Here is a 21,145-nt window from a genome sequence, read left to right on the forward strand (position 1 = left end):
TCCCCCATAAACACAAAGATGGGGATAACGATTAATTAAAGCCTGATTAGCCCCCACATGGTCGCCGTGGTGATGGGTATTAAAAATAGCGACTAAATCCACCTGTAAAGCCTCTAATCGCCTGAAAACCGGTTCAGGTTCGGCCGGATCTACCACGGCCGCGATTTTTTGCGCTCGATCGTAGAGGAGGAAAATATAATTATCGGAAAGGGCGTTAAGACGTTCGATCTCCATGGTAGAATCTTGGGCTAAGGTTTAACTCGATCATATAGTGCTAACCTAACTCCCCGCAGCACAGGAATCGGCAAAAATTACGCAGGGAATCCCCACATGATTAATGGGAACAATATCGGGTTCTGTGGGGGGAAATAAAGCGACAACGTGGGGAACGGGACGGGGAGTATAATGCACTTGCGACTGGCCCCGATAAGCGAGGGAGGTGCTTGCTCCTGAATCCAACATCACCGCGTCCCGAAAACCTGCCTGTACTAATAATTCTCCCAAAGCCATGGAATCGATCGGGTCTCGGGAAACCCCGATTACTGGCTGTCCTGCCTGATTAATCCCCCAAAAAGCCCGGTGACGCAGGGCATCAAAACCGTAAAGTGTACCAAAGGACTCTCGCGATTGTGGTTGTCCATCTTTGACTAACCAAGCGGCCGCGACAAAAGCATCCGTCACCTTGAGATCATCTCCAGCCTCCGCTGCGATTCCTTCTAGGGTATTATGACGGGCAGGATCAAAAGGAAGATAACGCACCCATCGCTCAGTAATGATTACTAAAGGACGACCCTCTAACTTGCCGATTTCCCCTTCATATCCCGGTATAAAGCCGCCATTTTGGCTTAAAACCGGCCCGATCATCTGATTTGAGTCCAATTCCTTGAGAGAGAAAAAACCGCCATCTACAGCCGCGATCGCTTCTGTGCCGGCGATAATTTCCTCCACTTGATAACGACTATCAGCGTGGATGGTTTTGGGAATGCCGCCACTAATTAATACAAGTGTATTAGTTGGGAATTCCACTTCCCGTTTTTGGATGGTGGTGGCAAAGTTAAAACCGCCATCGGTACGGGGTAAGGGATCACCTCCCCAAGCTTGCGGGACAACTTCTCGCGTGCGCGATTGCCCAAAGCGTCCAATAGTGAGTAAATCGGGGGATTGTCCAGCAAAATGCTCATCGAGGTCATTCATCGATAAAGCCGCCCGATAACCCGCTTTTTTGACGAATTCCTTCACTCGATCGTCCGCCTTCCCTTCCGGATAGGTGAAATAATTAATCGGAATACCCAATTCTTTTTCTAAGATTTGTTTCGATTGCTTGACTTCTTGCTCTAAATCTGCATCGGATAATAACCTTAAATCCCGGGGATGACTGACACTATGGGAGACAATTTGTACTAGAGGATCGGCGGCCATTTCCTGGAGTTGTTGCCAAGTGACACTGGTTCGGCCGGTTTTTTGAGTCATTTTATTGATATAAATCGAGAAAACGGCGGGATAGTTATATTTTCTCAATAAAGGATAGACATACTGGTAATGTCCCCCATAACCATCATCAAAAGTTAATAAAACCGGTTTAGCGGGAAGGGGGATACCTGTCCGCAGATGGGAAATTAACCAATCGATACTGATAGGAGTTGCCCCGATTTCCTGCAAAAATTGAAAATGTGCCTCTAATTCGCCTGGAGTAACGTCAAAGAATACCTCTTTTTCTGGTAAAATGTCGTGATACATTAAAATCGGTACTTTTGCCCCTTGAGCGCGGAGATGAATTTCCGGCCAGGGTGCTAATTCGAGCGCTGTTGCCGAGTTATTTGGCCAATTATCGAGACTAATATCGTTTTTTTGGAGAGATAGGGGTAGAATCACGCGATCAGAGATGTTTTTATAGGTTTTACAATCAAAAACTCTCGATATATCCTTAAAGGAACTATTTTCTAGGACATAATCCGCGCATTCCGGTTGAAACTCCCTAAAAGGTGCGGGGAGAGAATCACCCCCCACCAGAGCATTAGAACGAGGATAGAGAGAAATTGCCCAAATAATCAGACAAACGACGATAAATGCCAAAAATCCGTATAGGGGAAGGAAGGGAAACGAAGATTTTTGCCGAGCTTGCCAACGCATAAGATCAAGTAATAAAGTAAAAAGTAAAAAGTAAAAAAGCAGATAGGCCCTGAGTTACCGAAAAAACTGCCTTTTATCTAGATTTTTGGCTTTTGTTTTCTCGTCAGCAAAGCCCACTGATTACAAGCTGAGTTTCCCTATAATCCGCTCCCTTGTCAAGTTTTCTAGAACACCCTCATCAGTTATCAGTTATCAGTTATCAGTTATCAGTGAGCAGTGAGCAGTGAGCAGTGAGCAGATTTGAGTTTTCAGTGGACAGTGGTAATCAGTGAGCAGTTGTCAATAGACTGCCTTTATTGATTCTCCCTATTTCCCCATTTCCCCATTTCCCCATCACCCCACACCCCACACCCCACACCCCACACCCTACACCCCACACCCTACACCCTACACCCCACACCCCACACCTTACTATGTTCAGGGGGATTAAGCTGGTAAAGCGTGACACAAAACTGCTAGAGTTACCAAAGACGAGTATATAAACTTTACAGATATTGTATGAGAGTTTTGGTTATTGGCGGAGACGGCTATTGTGGTTGGGCAACGGCACTCCATCTATCAAATAGAGGTTACGAAGTAGGCATACTTGATAGTTTAGTTCGTCGCTATTGGGACTTACAATTAGGCTGCGATACCTTAACACCGATCGCACCCATATCTCATCGGATTCAACGCTGGCAAGATCTGACGGGAAAATCGATCGATCTTTTTGTCGGGGATATCAATAACTACGACTTTTTGATTCAATCCCTGCGACAGTTTCAACCGGATGCGATTGTTCACTTCGGAGAACAGAGATCTGCACCCTTCTCCATGATCGATCGCGAACACGCGGTTTTAACCCAAGTTAACAACGTTGTTGGCAATTTAAACATCCTCTACGCGATGAAAGAGGAATTTCCCGAAGCGCACCTAGTGAAACTGGGAACCATGGGTGAGTATGGCACACCTAATATAGATATTGAAGAAGGCTACATCACGATCGAACATAACGGTCGTAAGGATACTTTACCCTATCCCAAACAGCCAGGTAGTATGTACCATCTCAGCAAAGTCCACGATAGCCATAATATCCATTTTGCCTGTCGGATGTGGGGTTTAAAAGCCACGGATCTTAATCAAGGGGTGGTTTATGGAGTCCTCACCGAAGAAACGGGAATGGATGAGATGTTGATTAACCGTCTCGATTACGATGGGGTTTTTGGTACTGCTTTAAACCGTTTTTGTATTCAAGCGGCGATCGGTCATCCCCTAACAGTGTACGGTAAAGGTGGTCAAACGCGAGGATTTTTAGATATCCGCGATACCGTGCGTTGTTTGGAATTAGCGATCGCCAATCCTGCTCAATCCGGGGAATTCCGCGTTTTTAACCAATTTACCGAACTGTTTAGCGTCGGTGACTTGGCACTGATGGTGAAAAAAGCTGGTTCCGCGTTAGGGTTAAATGTGGAGATTAACAATCTTGACAACCCGCGCATCGAGTTAGAGGAACATTATTTTAACGCTAAAAACACGAAATTACTCGATCTAGGCCTACAACCTCACTATCTCTCCGATTCTCTCCTCGATTCCCTCTTGAACTTCGCCACCAAGTATAAAAATCGGGTAGATATGAATCATATCCTACCAAAAGTCACTTGGAAACGATAATTTATTAGTAAATGATAAGTTGAGGATGGGTTACTTGCCCATCCTTTCCGTTTTTCTAATGTATCGCCATCAAACTCGATCTTAATCCGCACTGATGGGAATTATGGTCGTCCGCAATTGGGGAAATTAGGGCAACGTTCCCGCATTAACTGGGAAAATTCGGTTCTTTGAGCAGGAGTTAGGACTTGGCGAATTTCCAAAAAACTTTCAAATTGCAGGTTACTCATTTCTTGGCGATTGCGGGAGATTTGCTGATGTTTAGCACGAATATCTCGATCGGAGGCATTATTCGATAATAAACTATTTAGTTCTTGTTCATTCTTTCTAATAGTTTCTTGCAATTTTTGGATTTGTCCTCGGTATTTCTGACGAATAGCGGCAACTTTTGACTTTTGGTCATCGGTAAGGTTTAATTGTTCGATTAGTCCTTCTCTAGAATTATTCATCCGACGGGGACGACTCTCAGGACGCTGGGGAGAGCTAGTTTGAGCAATAAATAGACGATCTTGGGGATAGGATAACACCGTGGCAGTTGGGGCCAGGTTAGCGGCCAGAGTTAAAGCCATGGTTGTGCCGAGAATCGAGACAGTAGAAAAGTACATAATTGACCTTGACAAAGAAATTAAGGATTATAGGTAGAATAGGTGAGTTGAGGCTCGTTTAAGCTCATCCAAGGGGAACTATAAACGCTAGAAGCAGCAATCGGTGGAGCGATGCTATGGTTCCAACTTTCCACTAAAAAAGCTTCTAACTGCTCGTCAGAAATTTGGCCTAGTTGTGGATGAGGATCAGACCAACGATAGGAAGCAACAATCAGCACAGATAAGGCAGTAATACCAGTTATCCACCCCAATAAAGGCAGGGATTTTGGCCAAGTTACCGGCCTTTCTCCCCTAATCATTTGCATTAACTGTTCTTCTTGATCTATCGGTCGAGGTGGCAGCGATGGACGATAGCGACGCAGAAAATTAACTACTTTCTCATCTTCCGGGGACATTAGAGAACTCCTTGTTTTTGCAAAAATTGACCCATGGTTTTACGCGCATAATGAAGACGTGATTTCACCGTACCGAGGGGAATTTCTAAGATTTGAGCGATTTCCTTTTGGGGTAAGTCCTCTAGATCGTGAAGGACAAGGACAGCGCGATGTTCTAAACTGAGAATTTCTAACCCTTGTCGGACCACATCCTCATAATGCAATTGCATCAAATCGGGACTATCTTGGGGACGGGATTCGCTATCAAGGGAGTTTTCCTCATCAGTGCTTTTGGCCATCCTCATTTGTCTTTTGGCTAATTGTCGCCGACCATCGATCGCCACATTCCAGGTGATCCGATAAACCCAAGTGGAAAAGTATTCAGGTGAACGCAATTTCGGCAACCCGCGCCACAGTCTTAAAAATACCTCTTGGACAAAATCCTCTAGGAATTCCTGTCCACAGAGTTGATAGAGAGTAGAGCGGATTTTTGGTTGATAAAGACGGTAAAGGTGACGAAAAGCACCCCTATCACCCCTTTGACATTTCAAGATTAACTCTCGATCGCTCACACTTGTTTGCTTATCGGTTATCACCCTGATCATTACCCCCGCTGGATACCTGTCCGTTTAGACTGGGGGGTGTCAAGAATGGTTCATAACCAGTTATCAGTTATCAGTTATCAGTTATCAGTGATTCAGTGATTCAGTGAATCACTGAATCAGCTTTTTTCTTCCTGCTCCCCATCTCCCCTCTCCCTTCTCCCTTCTCCCCACACCCCACACCCCACACCCCACACCCCACACCCCACACCCCACACCCCATCACCGAGGGAGTAATTGTTGATAGAAATCCAATTGTTTTTGAGCGAGGGCTTTATTAGTATAATTGGTCATTACTCTCTGATAACCCCTCTGGCCTAATTCTTGAGCGAAGCTGGGATTATCTAAGAGAGTTTGTATCGATTTAGCCAGTGCCTCCCCATCTTTTTCGGGAAAAATTAAACCCGTATCGGCAATAACAAAGGGAATTTCTCCCGAATCAGAACCAATAACAGGAACCTGACAGGCCATGGCTTCAATTAAGACATGACCGAATTGTTCTTTCCAACCGACGGCCGTTAAAGTTTTGACCTGATAGGTGGTTTCTGACGGCAAAACTAAAGTGTTCATCAGGTTAAGATAATTAACTACTTGATCGTGGGGAACACTTTCCACTATCATCAAGCGATCGCTTATTCCTGCGGCTGTAGCTTCGCTGACTATTTTATCTTTCAGAATTCCCCGACCTAACAGTAATAATTTCCACTTACCTGTTAATTTAGATACGGCTTTAATCAGCGTTAGAATGCCTTTCTCTTCCACAAAACGACCGACAAAACCAATCACAAATTCATCGCTTTCAATACCTAAAGATCGGGCTAAATCGGGTTGCTTGCCCGGGGAAAAAAGAACTTCATCCACGCCTAATTGCGGTAAAACGGTGTATTTACCCCTGTAACCCCGTTCTTTTAAAACATCTACCCCGTCCTGATTACCGGCAATTAAACCATCGGTATTTTTCAGGTTATAAGCTTCTAACCAAGAGATGGGAAATTTAGGAGTATAGGGAAGATTCCACCAAGTAAAAAATACATTTTTAGCCCGGAGATTTAAGAGACGATTCAGAGTAATAAATTGTGCATAAGCGAGAGATTTAGAACCCTGTTCCACTTGAATAATATCAGGTTTAAACTTTTGCAATAAAGAAATTATATCAGTGCCAAAAGTTAATAAAGATTGGTTATTTTGGCTAAAATTAGAGATAGGAATAACTCGGAAATTATCAGCTATTTTCGGTTGACTTTCAATGATTTTATTTTGGACTCCTCCCGGTTGCCAACGTTGGGGAACAACAATAGTAACTTCAATACTGGGATTTAATCTTGTCAAGGCGCGCAGTTTCTCACAGTTGAGATCAACTATATATGTATGACTAGCGACTAAAATTCTCATAGATTATCTAGTTTTGTATAAATTTGACCATCATTCCAGAGGGACTTTACTTGAGTTTTCAGAGCATCCAGAAAACCTAAACTATAAAAAATTCCCCTAGAGAGGATTTTAATCGGGGAACCACCTTTATTACAGGGAGGATTGCCAAGAACGTGACAATCAAATAATTTAGCGTAGAGTCGCAATTGTTGAGCGGGAGTGAGATTTTTCAGGGCCATCAGAAAGTGATTATGATAAAAAGTCGTCTGATAACTCAGAGAACGAGTGCTAATATCATGACAGCCGCCGGTTTCTTCCCCTAAATGAACCAGATAAGCGGTGGGATCGTACCAGACATGATAGGGAGTCCGGCGTAACCTTAAGCAAAAATCCGATTCCTCGCGCACGGCACTGCCACGAAAGCGTTCATCGAACCAAATGCCGTATTTAGTAAATATATCCTTACGGAAAGACATATTACAGCCCCGGGCTGAGATTACCTGCTGGGGTTTAGTGGTGTGGACAAGATCGATGTAATACCAAGCAATGCCCGGATCCATCGCTTGGGGGGGTAAAAAGTCGATTTCGTAGGGTTTGCTGGTATCTGTCACCATTTTTTGGGAGTCACCCAATTTCATGCGATCAAATACCCGACCGGCCACTACACCTATCTTAGGGTTCTTGACAAAATTCTCACCATGTGCTTTGAGATAATTATCCGGTAGCCGCACATCATCATCGATAAAAAGAACAATATCGCCCTGGGCGCGACGGACTCCATAATTTCTGGCACCGGGTAAACTCGCCCAATCCAGTCGATACCAGCTAATTTTGTGCTGATTAGCCAGATTTTCCAGATAGGATTGTAGGGCGGGGCTGTGGGTAGCGGTCTGGTCGATAACTAACACCTCAAAATCGGGGTAATCTTGTCTGAGTAGGTCATCGAGAGTATCTTTAAGAGGCTCTTCGCGTCGATAGGTGGGTATGATGACAGAAATCGAGGGAAAATTCATAGCAGTAATCAGTAAACAGTAAACAGTAAACAGTAAACAGTAATGGCTCTTCGGTTTGTGTTATGCAATGGACGGGGGTTATAAGGGATGTAACCCTTATATAGAAAGGCATTTAGCGATTTTTGTTAATTTTTTTCGTCTAGAGCGAACTAATCAATTAAGTCTCTTGCCAGATAAGGATTTAGTCGATTTATGCCCCCCGATCAAACCAGACCAAGTAACGAAGAACCACAGTAATCAGTAAAAAGACAGTAAGTACCTAAGCAAAATTAATTACACACATCTAACCACCTCTTGCCTCTTGCCTCTTGCCTTTTGCCTTTCTTCACTAGGAAATTAATTTTGCACGACTACTTAGAAAACCGCACACTTAAAAACTCACATCTGATAACTGATAACTGATAACTGATAACTGAAAAGGCTTATAGTAATTTCAAGCTAAAGAAACACCTTTGCGTTTAAATTTTAAGCCCTTTTTGGAGGATTTTGTGGCGGTTTCCCCCGCCAGAATTTTTGCTTCTTTTTCCTGTTTTTCGATCACGGGTAATTTAAAAATTACGCCCGCAAATATCCAGTAATAAACGCCCACAGGATCCGTATCGAGGGCATACCAATAGGGAAGATAGGCAACAAAGAGCAGCAAAACCCAATAACTACCGGCAAAACCTCGCAGAGTGGGATCTTTGAGGGAACGATAGGTGCGGAAGGCCAGATAAACTAGATGGGTCATGAATATCATGTACAAGGCAAAACCAATGTATCCCAACTCGAATAAAACTTTACTGTGATAGGTTTCCACAAAAGAAATATCACCGAAAACCCTAGCAGAAGATGTGGCCACACCAAGTCCACGACCTAAAATACCGCCCTGATTACGGATAGCAAAATCCAACTGTTCTTGAAGAAAAGCGGTGGGGGGAGCCTGTTGCCAACGGCTGACGGCACTATCGTAGCGTTGTTGGACAAAATCGGGGTTAAGGAAAGAAAAACCGATAGCTAGAAGTAAAGCGGCGGCAAAAATGATCGGCAAAAATCTTTTTAAGTTAGCGATTTGTCCCGTAAGAATCGTCATCAGACCAATAATCATCGGTACGGCAAAGAAAGCTAATCTTTGCCCGGAGACCACTGCATTGATAAAAACTAGGGTTAAACCCACTAGGGCTGCTAGTCGCCATTTTTGGGAAGTTTCACTAAAGGCACTGGCATAACAAATTACGGCACTAGAGACCAAAAACCAGGCCCAGTGCCAGGGGGAAACAAAGGTACCCGGTAGGCGGATCATATTCACTTCCGGACTATAGACTAATCCCCCGCCAACCAAACACCTTGCCTCTAAGGTGGCTTTGAATAGTGCATCGGCCACATAGCCTCTAGTTCCTACACAACGACCGGTTTTCAGCATCCAGTATTGCATTAGTCCCAGGACACAACAAATAATCACTAAAGTTACTAAAAGACGACCAAAAAATAACAGGGTGGGTTTGTCTTTAATTAAGTAATAAGTGCAGAAGATCAAGGGGACATAACCTAGCAAAACTTTAAACCCTAATAGTCCTTGTAGAAAAGTCTCACTTTCCCGACAGGGAATTCCGAGCAAACGGCCATCCCTAAACACACTGATCCCAGCCACGGAATCGCAAGTAGGCAGAAATTGTCTCTGTAAATTGACGGCTAATAGACAGACTACACAGAAAACAAAGATTAATAATAGGGTTATACCTAATTGTTTCGGGACAATAATCGGTAATCGCTTTTTTCGACATTCTAAAACTAAGGCGATTAAAGCGGGTAGATAAAATATATCTTTACTAAGCTGGAGGATTTGACTACCTCCCAACCAATAGATAATAGTGCCAGTGAAGGGGACATAGATAATAAATGCCCAAAGAGCCGCACGGGGATAGCTAAAGGAGAAAACTCCTAAAATTAAGGCTAAACTTACTGCCGCTCCTATCTTGGCATCAAATAATAAGCTGAGGGGTAATCCGAGCAAAATTGCCACACAAATGGCAAAAATAATCAACCCCGTTAACTTTTGTTTCTTTTGCCTTTCTTCTTTTTTGAGGGCAAGTTTCTCTTTGATGTTAAGCGGGGGACTATCGGCTTTTGTTTGGCCTTTCTTATTCTTTTTTTTCTGGCGATCTATACTCAGTCCGGTCATAATTATCCCTTGCTAGGCTAGGCTAAGGGCATTATAATCCCTGTCCCCCTCGATCGACTACAAAAGATAGCTTCGCACCGCTTCCACTAGCCTTTCTGTCCAAAAATTGGCTAATTCTAGGGTTTCTGCTTCCACCATCACCCGAATTAAGGGTTCTGTCCCGGAAGCGCGCACCAAAATTCTACCTTTTTCTGCCATAGCTGTCTCAGCTTTGAGGATTTCCCGCCGCAAAGGTTCACATTGCTGCCAATTACGTCGCACTTCTCTATCTTCCACCCGCACGTTGCGTAAAATCTGCGGATAGGTGACAAAGCTATGATCGACTAAGTTAGCCAAGGAAACCGCCGATTTCCGCACTAAAACCGCTAAATGTAGGGCGGTTTGCATTCCATCCCCAGAAACTCCGTAATGATGGCAGAGAATATGACCGGATTGTTCGCCCCCTAGCATGGCTCCAGTTTCCCACATTTGCGCCTGAACGTGCTGATCGCCCACGGCAGTCCGCAAGAATTGACCCCCCAGTTTTTGCCAAGCGCGTTCAAAGCCTAAATTAGCCATCACCGTTGCCACTAATAACCCATCGGGTAGCTGTCCGGCTTCTAAGAGGGAACGACCCCAAAAATAGAGAATATAATCGCCATCTACTACTCTACCTTGACTATCCACGGCCAAGACTCGATCGGCATCGCCATCGAAGGCAAACCCCAAATCCGCTTGCTGATTAATCACCGCCGCCTGTAAGCTTTCTAAATGGGTAGAACCACAATTAACGTTAATGCGATCGCCATCGGCGCGATCATGTAAACAGATAACTTCCGCCCCCAAAGCTTGGAATACTAAAGGTGCTAGGTTAACGGCTGCCCCCCAAGCTAGATCTAAAACTATTTTTAATCCCGATAGGTTAATATCCGTCCCGACGGAATCAATCACAGCTTGATAATATTTTTGGATTAATTCGGGACAAAAAGTCGCTTTTCCCCAATTTATCGGTTTATCTGCTAATTCTAAATTGCCCCTTAAACCCGCTTCTATCTGTCCTGCTAAAGTGCCAGATAATTTTAAACCGCTACTGTCAAAAAATTTAATGCCGTTGTCTTCGGGAGGATTATGACTGGCAGAAATCATGATCCCACCCATCGCTTCGCTTTCTCTGGTTAAATAGGCGACGCAGGGAGTGGGACATAATCCCAGTTGCCAGACCTCTATTCCCGCCCAAGTTAAACCCGCAGTGATAGCATTGGCTAACATATCACTGGAATTACGCGAATCTTGACCGATAATTACCGGTTTGGTGACACCAGCTTGATTTTTTAATACCTGTCCCGCCCAAAATCCGATCTGTAGCGCTAGGGGGGCAGTTAATAATTCTCCCACTTGGCCGCGAATTCCGTCTGTGCCAAACAGGGGGGATGGCGGTAATTCGATCAAACCCCCTAAGGATAACAGGGGATGCGATCGAGCTTTCTGCCCATTTTGATACGATAGAGAAGCTACCATGGCCGATTCCTTTCCTCACACAACACACTCAGAGGATAACATGATCACCGATTTTTTAAAATTAATGTTCCCAGTTGACCTTAATCCTCCTCCCGGAGTTCCTGACACCGTAGGGTGTGGGGTGTAGGGTGTGGGGTGTGGGGTGTGGGGTGTAGGGTGTGGGGTGTGGGGTGTAGGGAAATGGGGAGAATAAATAAAAATAATCTCCTGAATCCTGTCTCCTGAATCCTGTCTCCTGCCTCCTGAATCCTGTCTCCTGTCTCCTGAATTAAAGATTGTTGATTTTTGCCGGAGGTCTAAGCAAGGAACCCAGGTTATTTGATAAGCTAAAACGGTAATCTTGACCCCCGAATGCCCGTGCTGATCAGTGTTGTCATCCCCACCTACAATCGCCAAGCAATCTTAAAAAAATGTTTAATCGCTCTAGAAAATCAGCGTTTAACCGATAATAAGGTGGAAAACTACGAAATAGTCGTTGTCGATGATGGCTCTACCGATGGGACGATCGCCTGGCTAGAAAGTCAAAAAGCTAATTTACCCCATCTGCAACTGTGGCAACAGGATCACGGCGGACCGGCGATCGCTAGGAATCTGGGGGTAGAAAAAGCTCGTGGTGATACAATTATCTTTATCGATAGCGATCTGGTAGTGACAGAAAATTTTCTGCAAGCCCATGCCGAAGCTTTAACCGCCGGGGCAGCCAGTCTCGGCAGCGATCGCTTATTTACCTACGGCAGCGTCATTAACACCTGTAACTTCGATCATCCCACCAGTGAACCCTATAAAATCACCGATTTCTCCGCTGCCTATTTTGCCACGGGCAACGTAGCGATCGCCAAAAAATGGTTATTAGCGGCGGGATTATTCGACACCCAGTTTCAACTCTACGGTTGGGAAGACTTGGAATTAGGAGTGAGATTGAAACAATTAGGACTAAAATTAATCAAATGTCCTGAAGCCGTCGGTTATCATTGGCATCCCCCCTTTAATCTCGCCCAAATTCCCAATCTCATCGATAAGGAAATTCAACGGGGACGGATGGGAGTGATTTTTTATCAAAAACATCCCACCTGGGAAGTGCGGATGATGATTCAAATGACTTGGATTCATCGACTGTTGTGGGGTTTACTTTCCCTGGGGGGAACCCTGAATGAACGCAGCCTCTCCCCTCTGTTACAATGGTTGATCGATCGAGGTAAACCCCAATTAGCCCTAGAAATTGCCCGCATTTTTCTCAATTGGTACAACGTGCGCGGCGTTTATCAAGCTTATCGGGAAATGCAGCCTCAGTGAAATGTCTTGCCGAACACCGATGGGGTGTGACAGGATTTAGCATCGACAACCGACTCCCTAAAACCCGAGACTTTCTACCTCACCATCGAGATAACTGCCCTCAAGGTGAACATTTGCCGATAAAAAACTTAATATTTTCTTTCTTTTTCTGATAATTGCTGCCACAATCAAAAGCAATCGGCAGAGAGAGCGGCGGAAAACACTGACCACCTTTGCCCCTTGTCAATTATCGTCCGAGATTGGGCATATTTAGAAGTAAATTTTCCTAGAGGAGGAATCCCATAATGAGTATCGTCGATATTTTAATCGGTTTTGTCGGTGGAGGTGCGATCGGGGGTGGGGCTTTATATGCCCTGCAAGAGGGAAAAATCAGGGAAGCACTGCAAAAATATGAGAAAATTCGGGCGGCTTTAGGTGAAACCGAAGCGGAGTTAAAAGACACCCAAGGACAGTTTGGCAATATCGAAGCCACCTATAGAGAAGAATTGGCTAAATTGCAAAAAGAGTTAGAAGATAGCCAAGGACGTTTACCAGAGGCAGCCAGCGCAACTGCCGCTCCAGCCGTGGAAAATGCCCATACAACCGAAATTCAGGAACTTCAACGGCAATACGAAGCTAAAATCGAGGAATTGCGCCAAAGCTATCAAAGTCAAATAGAAGGGATTATAGAAGGCAAGCAAGCGGAAATAGAAGCCCTGCGTCAAAGTCAACAGGAGCAGATTCTAGAATTAGAAAATGGCTATCAGTGGCAAATTCAACTAGAACAGGGTTATCAAAGTCAACTGTTAGAACTAGAAAACGCCCGCCAAACGGTATTGGATGAGCGAACCCCTGAAATTGTCGAACCCTGGGATGATTTCCCCGATAACCCCAGTGCCGAAGAAATCAATCCTTTTGAGGGTTTTATCACGGAAGAAACCCTAGGATTAGAACCAGAATTTGCCCCCGAAACACCCCTAGAAACGCCCGTTTCCCCCTCAGAATTCACTGGGGAAATGAATCCCTTTGATGGTTTTATCACGGAAGAAAATCTAGAGTTAGCAGCGGAATTCACTCCTGAGATGGAGATGTTTGGCGAAGAGGAAGAAACTAGAATGATCGGTAGCCTAGAAGAATTATCGGGTAATTATGATCGAATATACAGTCAAGAAACCGTTGGCAGTGACACGGGTTTCTCTGATTTATTAGCCACCGACTCGGAAAAATTCGCCGATGCCCCAAATTCTCTAGATGACTTATTTGCCGATATTAATGACAGCAATAGCCCCGAATTATTCGAGCCTTTTGCTGAAGAAACCCCTAAAGTTGCATCTAACCGCCAAAATGTTGCTTCTGTTGCGAGTGACCAAGAAGAACTGGATTTCTTCAGTATGTGGGATGAAGAAGAAGTGAGCGATCCAGAATCCCTGCCTTCTGACGAAGAATTTCCCCTTGATGATCTATTTAGCGATGATTTATTCTCGGATTGGGACAATAGCAAAACCACGACGCCAGAATCTCATCAGTAGGCAGATTGCCCGCTATCAAGGCAGAAGACAGAATTTCTTCCCCACCCGATTTCTGGCTTCTGACTTTCTTAGTATATCGGCATAAGTACCTAAGCAAAATTAATTACACATATCTAACCACCTCTTGCCCCTTGCATGAGTGCCTATCTTCACTAGGAAATTTATTTTGCACGACCACTTATATCGGCCGTGTCCCCGTGTCCACCTATTCCCTTACCATAAAAAAATCAAAAAACTGTATCAAAAGTAACAGACACGGGTAAAAAAAACAAATAAGATATGTCAGGATGTCGTGCGCCCACTTGACTCTAGCTAAATCTTATTTTAAGGAGATTTCCCTGTGAAACTCGCTATTACACATCTTGTTTTATCCACCGCCACTTTCGGCCTAATGTTGGCTGTGCCGCAGAACGCCCAAGCCGCAGGCCTGATTCCCCGTGTCGAGGCCACAGCACCAGGTTTTACTACTAACTCCCAGGGGAGTCTAGCCGCTACTACCAACGGATTTGGGCTGCAGGGTCCGCCGCTTGACAGGCCAACTCTGACGGGAACTCACGCGCAGACAAATACTGGTATGACTAATCCCAATGCTTGGCGGACACCTCTACTGACCGCCAGTACCGTCGGAAACGTTACTATCGATTTTGCTTTCGGTCGTATCTATAATCTTGCTGGGTTTAGTTTCTGGAACCTTGGCGGTGATATGACATCAGCCGGTCAGGGGATTAACGGCGTGACGATTCAATACTCCAGCAACGGTGGAACAAATTGGACTACTCTGACTGACCCTGGCGTTCCAGCTTCCTTTAGCAAAGGCCCGGCTACAGGTGTTGTGTCCGCGCAACAGGTCAGTTTTAGCCCAGTCTATGCGACTAATGTTAGATTTATCAACATGAGTAACCATGGAATAACTGCTCCTACTAACTATCGTCTCGGCTTCAATGAGATTCAATTTACATCAATCCCCGAACCTTCCACCACCCTGGCTCTGTTAGCCTTGGGTTTAGCGGGTATGGGTCTTGGTCTGAGAAAAAGAATTTAATTTTTGGATGGTAGGTGGGGTTATGGGATAACACCGGGTAACCAATCTACTCACTTAGAGCAACCAACAGGGAGAAGTCTAAATCTTAGGTAGAGTTGCGTCAATGGTCGTTGGAGCAACAAGGGTGGCAGTGAAATTTTCGGATGGAGAATAAATCGTTAAGGTTTCACCACTGGAAGAAAACATCGCTCGTCCCTAGCAGATTTGACATTTTCCCAATCGGGACGCAAAGGATAAAGATTAGTAAGCCCCATAGTTGCCCCTTGCTAGGGGAATTTTTTTGCTGGAAAATAACGTTCGCCCCCAGCCCAGCCAAGACCCTCTAAATGGAACCCGTGGTCGAGAAAAATTAGAAAAACAGCCCTAGAGTTTCTGGCGAGTGCTATAAAGGTAAATAGTCATTTTGATCGCCTACTTGTCCTAACCATGCCACGCACCCAACGTAACGATAACTTTATTGATAAATCTTTTACCGTCATGGCGGATATCATTTTAAAGATCCTGCCCGCCAATAAAAAAGCCAAGGAAGCCTTTGTTTATTACCGTGATGGGATGTCTGCCCAAGCTGACGGCGAATACGCCGAAGCTCTAGATAACTACTATGAAGCGTTAACCTTAGAAGAGGATCCTAACGATCGCAGTTATATCCTCTACAATATCGGCATTATCCACGCTAGTAACGGCGAGCATGAAAAGGCTCTGGAATACTACGAAGAAGCTATCCAACTTAATCCTAGAATGCCCTCTGCCTTGAATAATATCGCTGTTATTTACCATTTTCAAGGGGAAAAAGCCAGAGAAGACGGCCGACAAGCGGAAGCGGAAGCACTCTACGACAAAGCGGCAGAATACTGGAAACAAGCCATCCGATTAGCCCCCAATAACTACATTGAAGCCCAAAACTGGCTGAAAATCACCGGGCGATCGGAAATTGATGTTTTCTTCTAAATTGAGGAGACAGGATTCAGGAGTCAGGAGTCAGGAAATTGCTTTTATTTATTCTCCCCAATTGATAATTCATAATTGATAATTCATAATTTCCACTCCCTCACTCCCCAATTGATCATTCATCATTCATAATTCCCCATTTCTCCCATGATCGATCGAGCAACAGTTGAAAAAATCGCCCATTTAGCCCGTTTAGAGATTGATAGCGGCGAAGAAGAACAATTTGCGGCGCAATTAAGCGGAATCCTCGATTATTTCGAGCAGTTAAGCGAATTAGACACGGAAAATGTGCCACCCACCACGCGAGCGATCGAAATTCAAAATATCACTCGCGCCGATAGTAATAGACTTTATCCCGATCACGAGGTCTTAGTGCAAGAATCGCCGGCCCCAGAAGGGGATTATTTCCGGGTTCCCCGTATTCTCAACACCGACGAAGACTAAATCAGTGACCACTATTTACTGTTTACTGATCACTGATTTAGATGCCATCTAGGGTTTTTGCTGCTATCTTGGACTAAGATCAGACCTAGCAATGGAGACATAATATAATGATCGCATCCCAAGATGTGGCACCATTTCAGCTTATTTCGACCGTAGAATCGGCAGCAACAGAATTTAGGCCTTGGGGTTCTTTCACCACCCTAGAAGAAGGTCCCGGTTATAAAATCAAGCGGATTGAAGTAAATCCGGGTCATCGTCTCAGTTTACAGATGCACTACCATCGCAGTGAACACTGGATTGTGGTTTCGGGGACGGCAAAAGTCACCTGTGGAGATAACGAAGAAATTCTCGGAGCCAATCAGTCCACTTATGTGCCGCAGTGTACCGCTCACCGTCTGGAAAACCCCGGGGTGATCAAATTGGTGTTAATTGAAGTGCAGAATGGGGAATATTTAGGAGAGGATGATATAGTCCGTTTTCAGGATGATTATGCTCGCCATCAGAGCTAAGACAGTGTTTAGGGGGACAGAAGGGCAAGAAACTATATTTTCGCCCCAAAAACCCTTTTAGGTTAGTCTGCCTGACTGTCTTCCCTGTTGTCAAGGCTACTCAAGTTATAGAACAATTTTCTTTTCCGTGCGGGTAGTGGTTTTCCTCCATGGCAGAAAAATAAACTTCCCCTAGACCTTGTGTGGGAAGCTTGAGGAAAGCTGGGCTAGGGGAAATAATTTATTCCTTTGCTGGATTAACTCTAGCATATAACTCTGATTTGTCAGGACTATAACAGCCAGATGTCAATTCTATGACAAAGAAAAGCCGCTCATAAGCTGCCCCCGCATCTAAATTGCTGGTTGAGATGAGGCACTCTTGCACTCTTGCAACAGGAAAGGGATTGGGGGAGATTCAGCTAATCTAAGGATAGGCCGTTAAAATGCGTCTTAGCTTATTCAGGAGATTATTTTTATTTGTTCTCCGCTCTCCCCTCTCCCCACCTGCCAATTCGTAATTTATGGTTCTTCGGTTTGTCTTATGCAATGTACAGGATTATAAGGAATGAAACTCTTATAGAGAAAGACATTTGGCGATTTTTGTCAATTGTTTTTGATCTAGAGCGAACTAATCAATTAAGTCTCTTGCCAGATAAGGATTTAGTCGATTTATGCTCCCCTATCGAACCATACCAAGTAACTAAGAGCCTAATTTATAATTCATAATTCATAATTCATAATTTCCACTCCCGTCCACCTATTTTCTGAGAATTCTAGAGGTACTTGTAAATATTTGTTACAACGAGACGAGGAAAAATCTGAGGACAGGGACAGAAGAAAGGATTATCGACGGGGATCAAGGATTTCAGCAGGAAACTGCATTGGGGATCAAGAGAAACCGATTGTAAAGTTTTCGATACCTCTCGCCGATTCTTGTAATAGTTCGATACATATAACATAGATGATTAGCGATGATTGTAAATTTATATTGCGAATAGCTCATCTTCTTCGGTGTTTTCCCTATACTGGTTTTCATCAACTTTGAGCCGACGTGCAGAAAAGTTAGACCACCAAGTTTGTAAGAGGTCAGGAAGATGCAATTAACCGCAAGAAATAACTGGGGCTACGTTTCTTTAGCAATGCTAAAAAGCTTTCTTCTCTGGAGTTTCGTCCTCACTGTCTGTTTATTAGTAGTGGGATTTCCTTTAGTAGTATTAATGATGACAGTGGGAGCATTGTCGGCGATTATCTTACAGTCAGTTTTACCGATTAGTTCCGTGCTTTTAGTGGCGGGAATGATTATTGGTATCAATATTTTGGCTATCCTAATTAGTGCCGCTTTATTAACAGCAAAAGGTGTTCATCCCCATGAAGTTAGCTGGTTGCACTGGTTACACGGTGAGGTAAAAACCTCTCATCAAGCTGTTTATGCTTCTTGTCCCCTAACTTGCGGGGTAGTTCATTAAATCTGATTTTCTTACAGTGGAATTACTTACCTTTTTTCTATTTAGATTTATTTAAGTTTTCAACTGCTTTATCGGTTGATTATACACACTCCAAGCTAGTGCAACCCGGTTTTACCGGGTTTTTTCATCGTTATTGAGCTAAAGCAGTTATCTGAATAATGGGGAGTCGGTCTTCGCTCAAATTAGGTTAAACTTGATCTATTATCAGAAAGGCTGTAACTGAATATTAGAAGACAGGGAGATGAGAGCTTTTGATAACTGAAAACTCACATCTGATAACTGATAACTGATAACTGATAACTAACCGGTATAATGGGGGAGAAAACCGGAAAAAATCGATGTCTAGCCTTCCAGAAACCGACAATCCCAGCTACAAGGTCATCTTAGGGGCATTAAACCATTTAATCACCGTTGTTGCCCGTTTACGAGATCCAGAAAGCGGCTGTCCTTGGGATTTAGCCCAAACCCCAGAAACCCTGATTCCCTACGTTATCGAAGAAGCTTATGAGGTGGTAGCGGCGATTAAAAGCGGTGATAAAACTGCCATTGCCGAGGAATTAGGCGATTTACTGCTACAGGTGGTTTTACAAGCCCAAATTGCCAGTGATGAGGGTAATTTTAGCCTAGAAGAAGTGGCTAGAGGCATCACCGATAAATTAATTCGTCGTCATCCCCACGTTTTCGGGGAGCTATCCTTAGAAAATCCCGAACAGGTGCGTCAAAATTGGGAGAAAATCAAAGCTGAGGAAAAAAATGACCCGACTATTAGCGGCAAATTAACCCGTTATGCCCAAACTTTACCACCCTTGATGGGAGCGATGAAAATTTCTCGGCAAGCAGCGCGAGTCGGTTTTGAATGGGAAAATATCGCGGGAGTCTGGGAAAAATTTGGCGAAGAGTTAGCAGAATGGCAAGAGTCCCTAGAATCTAGCGATAAAGAGCATCAACAGGCAGAATTAGGCGATTTACTCTTTACTATTGTCAATCTTGCTCGCTGGTATAATTTAGACCCCAGTATCGCTTTACAAGAGACTAATCTGCGTTTTATTCAACGTTTTTCCCTAGTGGAATCTGTGGCGGAAAAGCCTCTCCATGACTATACACTAGAGGAATTAACAGTTTTCTGGCAGCAAGCGAAAGCTAAGTTACATCAACCATCATCTGGGCAATAATGCAAGAGCAAGAAATTAATAAGGACAAATCTAAGAGTTTTTGGGCTTCTATTCGAGAAAATCTGCAAATTATCGCTATAGCTTTAGTTTTAGCCCTATTGATCCGCACTTTTGTGGCTGAACCTCGTTTTATCCCCTCCGATTCTATGTTACCCACTTTAGAACAGGGCGATCGCTTAGTGGTGGAAAAACTTTCTTACGATTTCCATCCCCCTCGACGGGGGGATATCGTCGTCTTTGAACCGCCGGCACAATTACAATTACAGGGATATCAAAAGGACCAAGCTTTTATTAAAAGAGTGATTGCCACAGCAGGGGATGTGATTGCTGTCAAGGAGGGCAAAATTTACCTGAATAATCAACCCTTGGCAGAGGATTATATTCTCGAATCCCCTCAATATAATTTAATGCCTTTGCTTGTGCCGCAAAATAATTTATTTGTCATGGGAGATAATCGCAATAATAGCAATGACTCCCATATCTGGGGGTTTTTACCGGAAAATAACGTGATTGGTAGGGCGGTTTTTCGCTTTTTTCCTTTTAATCGTTTGGGGATTTTAGGGGGGAATAGCTAACAGGAATTTTTAGTCTTGATGATGTTGAACAATTAAGACGGAACAGGGGGCATGATGGAGAACATAATTACTCACACTACCTAAGAATAACTCTCCTAGACCCGATCGCCCACGCCGACCGATGACAATTAAATCAATATTTTCCTCTCGCGCCACTTTACAGATAGTTTTGGCGGCATGACCGTAAATTTGCCGGTATTCTCCCTTTACACCCATTTCTCCCGCCTGATTAGCCCTTTTTTGCAACATTGCCACCCCTTTCTGCTCAAATTCTTCCCATTGTTGCCGCCAAAAATCAAGAGTCAGATCATTGCCCTGGGCGGGGTAAATATCGGCTAAATTGGGTGGAATCGGTAAAGGGCTATAATCTTCTTCAGGAGAAAGGACGTGCAGTAGTAGGAGGTTAGCTTCGTACTTACTGGCTAAGGATACAGCCTCCTTAAAAACACTCTCCCCCATCTCCGACAAATCTACTGCTATCAAGATTTTTTGATACATTTTTCCACCTCTGCAACCATGCCTTATTTAACGGAATCCGACGCTATTAGGAATGCGATCGATCACTTTTCTCATTTTCCCATTCTTTGGTTAGATACGGAAGTAGCCGATTACGATAGCAAGACTCCCCGTTTGTCTCTGATTCAAATTCTGGCTGATTCCACGGACTTAACGGGGGAGCGGGTGACAATTTTGGATGTTCTTGATCGACCCGATCTTACTAACTATTTTATCACTAAAATCATGCTGGTTGACCGGATAGAAAAGGTTTTTCACAATGCTAGTTATGATTGTAAATTTTTGGGCGGTAA

The 21,145-nt window shown here is 44.1% G+C and carries 20 protein-coding genes and 1 pseudogene; 11 read left to right on the forward strand and 10 right to left on the reverse strand.

All coding sequences use genetic code 11. The annotated features are described in order from the left end of the window. Both PX484_RS18605 and PX484_RS18610 read right to left on the reverse strand, forming a co-directional pair. A partial coding sequence (locus PX484_RS18605) for an MBL fold metallo-hydrolase (protein ID WP_288105074.1) occupies positions 1-234 on the reverse strand: 234 nt, incomplete at its 3' end. Between the two features lie 45 nt (positions 235-279). Beyond that, positions 280-2,130, reverse strand: coding sequence for a polysaccharide deacetylase family protein (locus PX484_RS18610; protein ID WP_287667976.1), 1,851 nt, complete (start codon positions 2,128-2,130; stop codon positions 280-282). 498 nt (positions 2,131-2,628) lie between these two features. On the opposite strand from PX484_RS18610, the gene PX484_RS18615 reads away from it, so the two are divergent. Then, positions 2,629-3,780 (forward strand): NAD-dependent epimerase/dehydratase family protein, encoded by a 1,152-nt coding sequence (locus tag PX484_RS18615; protein ID WP_110543523.1) that lies wholly within the window; start codon positions 2,629-2,631, stop codon positions 3,778-3,780. Positions 3,781-3,881: 101 nt separating this feature from the next. Here PX484_RS18615 and PX484_RS18620 read toward each other — a convergent pair whose 3' ends face one another. From PX484_RS18620 to glmM, 7 genes are all read right to left on the reverse strand, one after another. Then, entirely contained in the window at positions 3,882-4,382 is a 501-nt protein-coding gene (locus tag PX484_RS18620; protein WP_287667971.1) for a Spy/CpxP family protein refolding chaperone, read from the reverse strand. A 20-nt stretch (positions 4,383-4,402) separates the two neighbouring features. Beyond that, entirely contained in the window at positions 4,403-4,777 is a 375-nt protein-coding gene (locus tag PX484_RS18625; protein ID WP_287667968.1) for a hypothetical protein, read from the reverse strand. Continuing rightward, positions 4,777-5,361 carry a sigma-70 family RNA polymerase sigma factor gene (locus tag PX484_RS18630; protein WP_288105076.1) on the reverse strand — a complete coding sequence of 195 codons (585 nt, stop codon included), beginning with the start codon at positions 5,359-5,361 and terminating at the stop codon, positions 4,777-4,779. Before PX484_RS18630 ends, PX484_RS18625 begins: the two co-directional genes overlap by 1 nt. 219 nt (positions 5,362-5,580) lie before the next feature. Next, the gene (gene hpsO / locus PX484_RS18635; protein ID WP_287667964.1) at positions 5,581-6,750 is read right to left on the reverse strand and encodes a hormogonium polysaccharide biosynthesis glycosyltransferase HpsO; all 1,170 of its coding nucleotides are present in this window, start codon (positions 6,748-6,750) and stop codon (positions 5,581-5,583) included. Next, entirely contained in the window at positions 6,747-7,742 is a 996-nt protein-coding gene (hpsN, locus tag PX484_RS18640; protein WP_002803342.1) for a hormogonium polysaccharide biosynthesis glycosyltransferase HpsN, read from the reverse strand. Before hpsN ends, hpsO begins: the two co-directional genes overlap by 4 nt. Before the next feature lie 433 nt (positions 7,743-8,175). Beyond that, positions 8,176-9,903, reverse strand: coding sequence for a hormogonium polysaccharide biosynthesis protein HpsL (gene hpsL / locus PX484_RS18645; RefSeq protein WP_287767257.1), 1,728 nt, complete (start codon positions 9,901-9,903; stop codon positions 8,176-8,178). Positions 9,904-9,960: 57 nt separating this feature from the next. Further along, complete coding sequence (gene glmM, locus PX484_RS18650) at positions 9,961-11,400, reverse strand: phosphoglucosamine mutase (protein WP_287767258.1); 1,440 nt, start codon at positions 11,398-11,400, stop codon at positions 9,961-9,963. A 351-nt stretch (positions 11,401-11,751) separates the two neighbouring features. Here glmM and PX484_RS18655 point away from each other — a divergent pair, with 351 nt between their 5' ends. The 9 genes from PX484_RS18655 to lepB all read left to right on the forward strand — a co-directional run bounded on the left by PX484_RS18655 (position 11,752) and on the right by lepB (position 20,336). Next, the gene (locus PX484_RS18655) at positions 11,752-12,693 is read left to right on the forward strand and encodes a glycosyltransferase family 2 protein (protein WP_287667954.1); all 942 of its coding nucleotides are present in this window, start codon (positions 11,752-11,754) and stop codon (positions 12,691-12,693) included. A 284-nt stretch (positions 12,694-12,977) separates the two neighbouring features. Next, complete coding sequence (locus tag PX484_RS18660) at positions 12,978-14,201, forward strand: GumC domain-containing protein (RefSeq protein ID WP_287767259.1); 1,224 nt, start codon at positions 12,978-12,980, stop codon at positions 14,199-14,201. Positions 14,202-14,592: 391 nt separating this feature from the next. Next, positions 14,593-15,243, forward strand: coding sequence for a PEP-CTERM sorting domain-containing protein (locus PX484_RS18665; protein WP_353845709.1), 651 nt, complete (start codon positions 14,593-14,595; stop codon positions 15,241-15,243). 426 nt (positions 15,244-15,669) lie between these two features. Beyond that, positions 15,670-16,191: a photosystem I assembly protein Ycf3 gene (locus PX484_RS18670; RefSeq protein WP_002803355.1), complete on the forward strand. Its 522-nt coding sequence runs from the start codon at positions 15,670-15,672 to the stop codon at positions 16,189-16,191. 147 nt (positions 16,192-16,338) lie between these two features. After that, positions 16,339-16,635: an Asp-tRNA(Asn)/Glu-tRNA(Gln) amidotransferase subunit GatC gene (gene gatC, locus PX484_RS18675; protein ID WP_149989327.1), complete on the forward strand. Its 297-nt coding sequence runs from the start codon at positions 16,339-16,341 to the stop codon at positions 16,633-16,635. A gap of 107 nt (positions 16,636-16,742) precedes the next feature. Further along, on the forward strand, positions 16,743-17,144 hold the full coding sequence (locus tag PX484_RS18680) for a phosphomannose isomerase type II C-terminal cupin domain (protein ID WP_002803359.1): 402 nt from the start codon (positions 16,743-16,745) through the stop codon (positions 17,142-17,144). 1,073 nt (positions 17,145-18,217) lie between these two features. Next, positions 18,218-18,589 carry a hypothetical protein gene (locus PX484_RS18685; protein WP_106908523.1) on the forward strand — a complete coding sequence of 124 codons (372 nt, stop codon included), beginning with the start codon at positions 18,218-18,220 and terminating at the stop codon, positions 18,587-18,589. Positions 18,590-18,927: 338 nt separating this feature from the next. Beyond that, positions 18,928-19,761: a nucleoside triphosphate pyrophosphohydrolase gene (gene mazG / locus PX484_RS18690; RefSeq protein WP_288105080.1), complete on the forward strand. Its 834-nt coding sequence runs from the start codon at positions 18,928-18,930 to the stop codon at positions 19,759-19,761. After that, positions 19,761-20,336: a signal peptidase I gene (gene lepB / locus PX484_RS18695; RefSeq protein WP_287666412.1), complete on the forward strand. Its 576-nt coding sequence runs from the start codon at positions 19,761-19,763 to the stop codon at positions 20,334-20,336. Before mazG ends, lepB begins: the two co-directional genes overlap by 1 nt. Before the next feature lie 9 nt (positions 20,337-20,345). On the opposite strand, the gene PX484_RS18700 is transcribed toward lepB, so the two are convergent. Beyond that, on the reverse strand, positions 20,346-20,834 hold the full coding sequence (locus PX484_RS18700; RefSeq protein WP_061430996.1) for a universal stress protein: 489 nt from the start codon (positions 20,832-20,834) through the stop codon (positions 20,346-20,348). An 18-nt stretch (positions 20,835-20,852) separates the two neighbouring features. Between PX484_RS18700 and PX484_RS18705 the strand changes: the two are divergent. After that, a pseudogene (locus tag PX484_RS18705) lies at positions 20,853-21,145 on the forward strand (ribonuclease D); the annotation flags it as partial.

It is taken from the genome of Microcystis sp. M49636_WE2 (genome assembly GCF_030065375.1).
GTDB lineage: Bacteria > Cyanobacteriota > Cyanobacteriia > Cyanobacteriales > Microcystaceae > Microcystis > Microcystis aeruginosa_C.

Excerpts from the sequence above, each read along its gene's own strand:
- PX484_RS18610 (WP_287667976.1), bottom strand. The coding sequence starts at position 2,130 with ATGCGTTGGCAAGCTCGGCAAAAATCTTCGTTTCCCTTCCTTCCCCTA.
- PX484_RS18615 (WP_110543523.1), top strand. The coding sequence starts at position 2,629 with ATGAGAGTTTTGGTTATTGGCGGAGACGGCTATTGTGGTTGGGCAACG.
- PX484_RS18620 (WP_287667971.1), bottom strand. The coding sequence starts at position 4,382 with ATGTACTTTTCTACTGTCTCGATTCTCGGCACAACCATGGCTTTAACT.
- PX484_RS18625 (WP_287667968.1), bottom strand. The coding sequence starts at position 4,777 with ATGTCCCCGGAAGATGAGAAAGTAGTTAATTTTCTGCGTCGCTATCGT.
- PX484_RS18630 (WP_288105076.1), bottom strand. The coding sequence starts at position 5,361 with ATGATCAGGGTGATAACCGATAAGCAAACAAGTGTGAGCGATCGAGAG.
- hpsO (WP_287667964.1), bottom strand. The coding sequence starts at position 6,750 with ATGAGAATTTTAGTCGCTAGTCATACATATATAGTTGATCTCAACTGT.
- hpsN (WP_002803342.1), bottom strand. The coding sequence starts at position 7,742 with ATGAATTTTCCCTCGATTTCTGTCATCATACCCACCTATCGACGCGAA.
- hpsL (WP_287767257.1), bottom strand. The coding sequence starts at position 9,903 with ATGACCGGACTGAGTATAGATCGCCAGAAAAAAAAGAATAAGAAAGGC.
- glmM (WP_287767258.1), bottom strand. The coding sequence starts at position 11,400 with ATGGTAGCTTCTCTATCGTATCAAAATGGGCAGAAAGCTCGATCGCAT.
- PX484_RS18655 (WP_287667954.1), top strand. The coding sequence starts at position 11,752 with ATGCCCGTGCTGATCAGTGTTGTCATCCCCACCTACAATCGCCAAGCA.
- PX484_RS18660 (WP_287767259.1), top strand. The coding sequence starts at position 12,978 with ATGAGTATCGTCGATATTTTAATCGGTTTTGTCGGTGGAGGTGCGATC.
- PX484_RS18665 (WP_353845709.1), top strand. The coding sequence starts at position 14,593 with ATGTTGGCTGTGCCGCAGAACGCCCAAGCCGCAGGCCTGATTCCCCGT.
- PX484_RS18670 (WP_002803355.1), top strand. The coding sequence starts at position 15,670 with ATGCCACGCACCCAACGTAACGATAACTTTATTGATAAATCTTTTACC.
- gatC (WP_149989327.1), top strand. The coding sequence starts at position 16,339 with ATGATCGATCGAGCAACAGTTGAAAAAATCGCCCATTTAGCCCGTTTA.
- PX484_RS18680 (WP_002803359.1), top strand. The coding sequence starts at position 16,743 with ATGATCGCATCCCAAGATGTGGCACCATTTCAGCTTATTTCGACCGTA.
- PX484_RS18685 (WP_106908523.1), top strand. The coding sequence starts at position 18,218 with ATGCAATTAACCGCAAGAAATAACTGGGGCTACGTTTCTTTAGCAATG.
- mazG (WP_288105080.1), top strand. The coding sequence starts at position 18,928 with ATGTCTAGCCTTCCAGAAACCGACAATCCCAGCTACAAGGTCATCTTA.
- lepB (WP_287666412.1), top strand. The coding sequence starts at position 19,761 with ATGCAAGAGCAAGAAATTAATAAGGACAAATCTAAGAGTTTTTGGGCT.
- PX484_RS18700 (WP_061430996.1), bottom strand. The coding sequence starts at position 20,834 with ATGTATCAAAAAATCTTGATAGCAGTAGATTTGTCGGAGATGGGGGAG.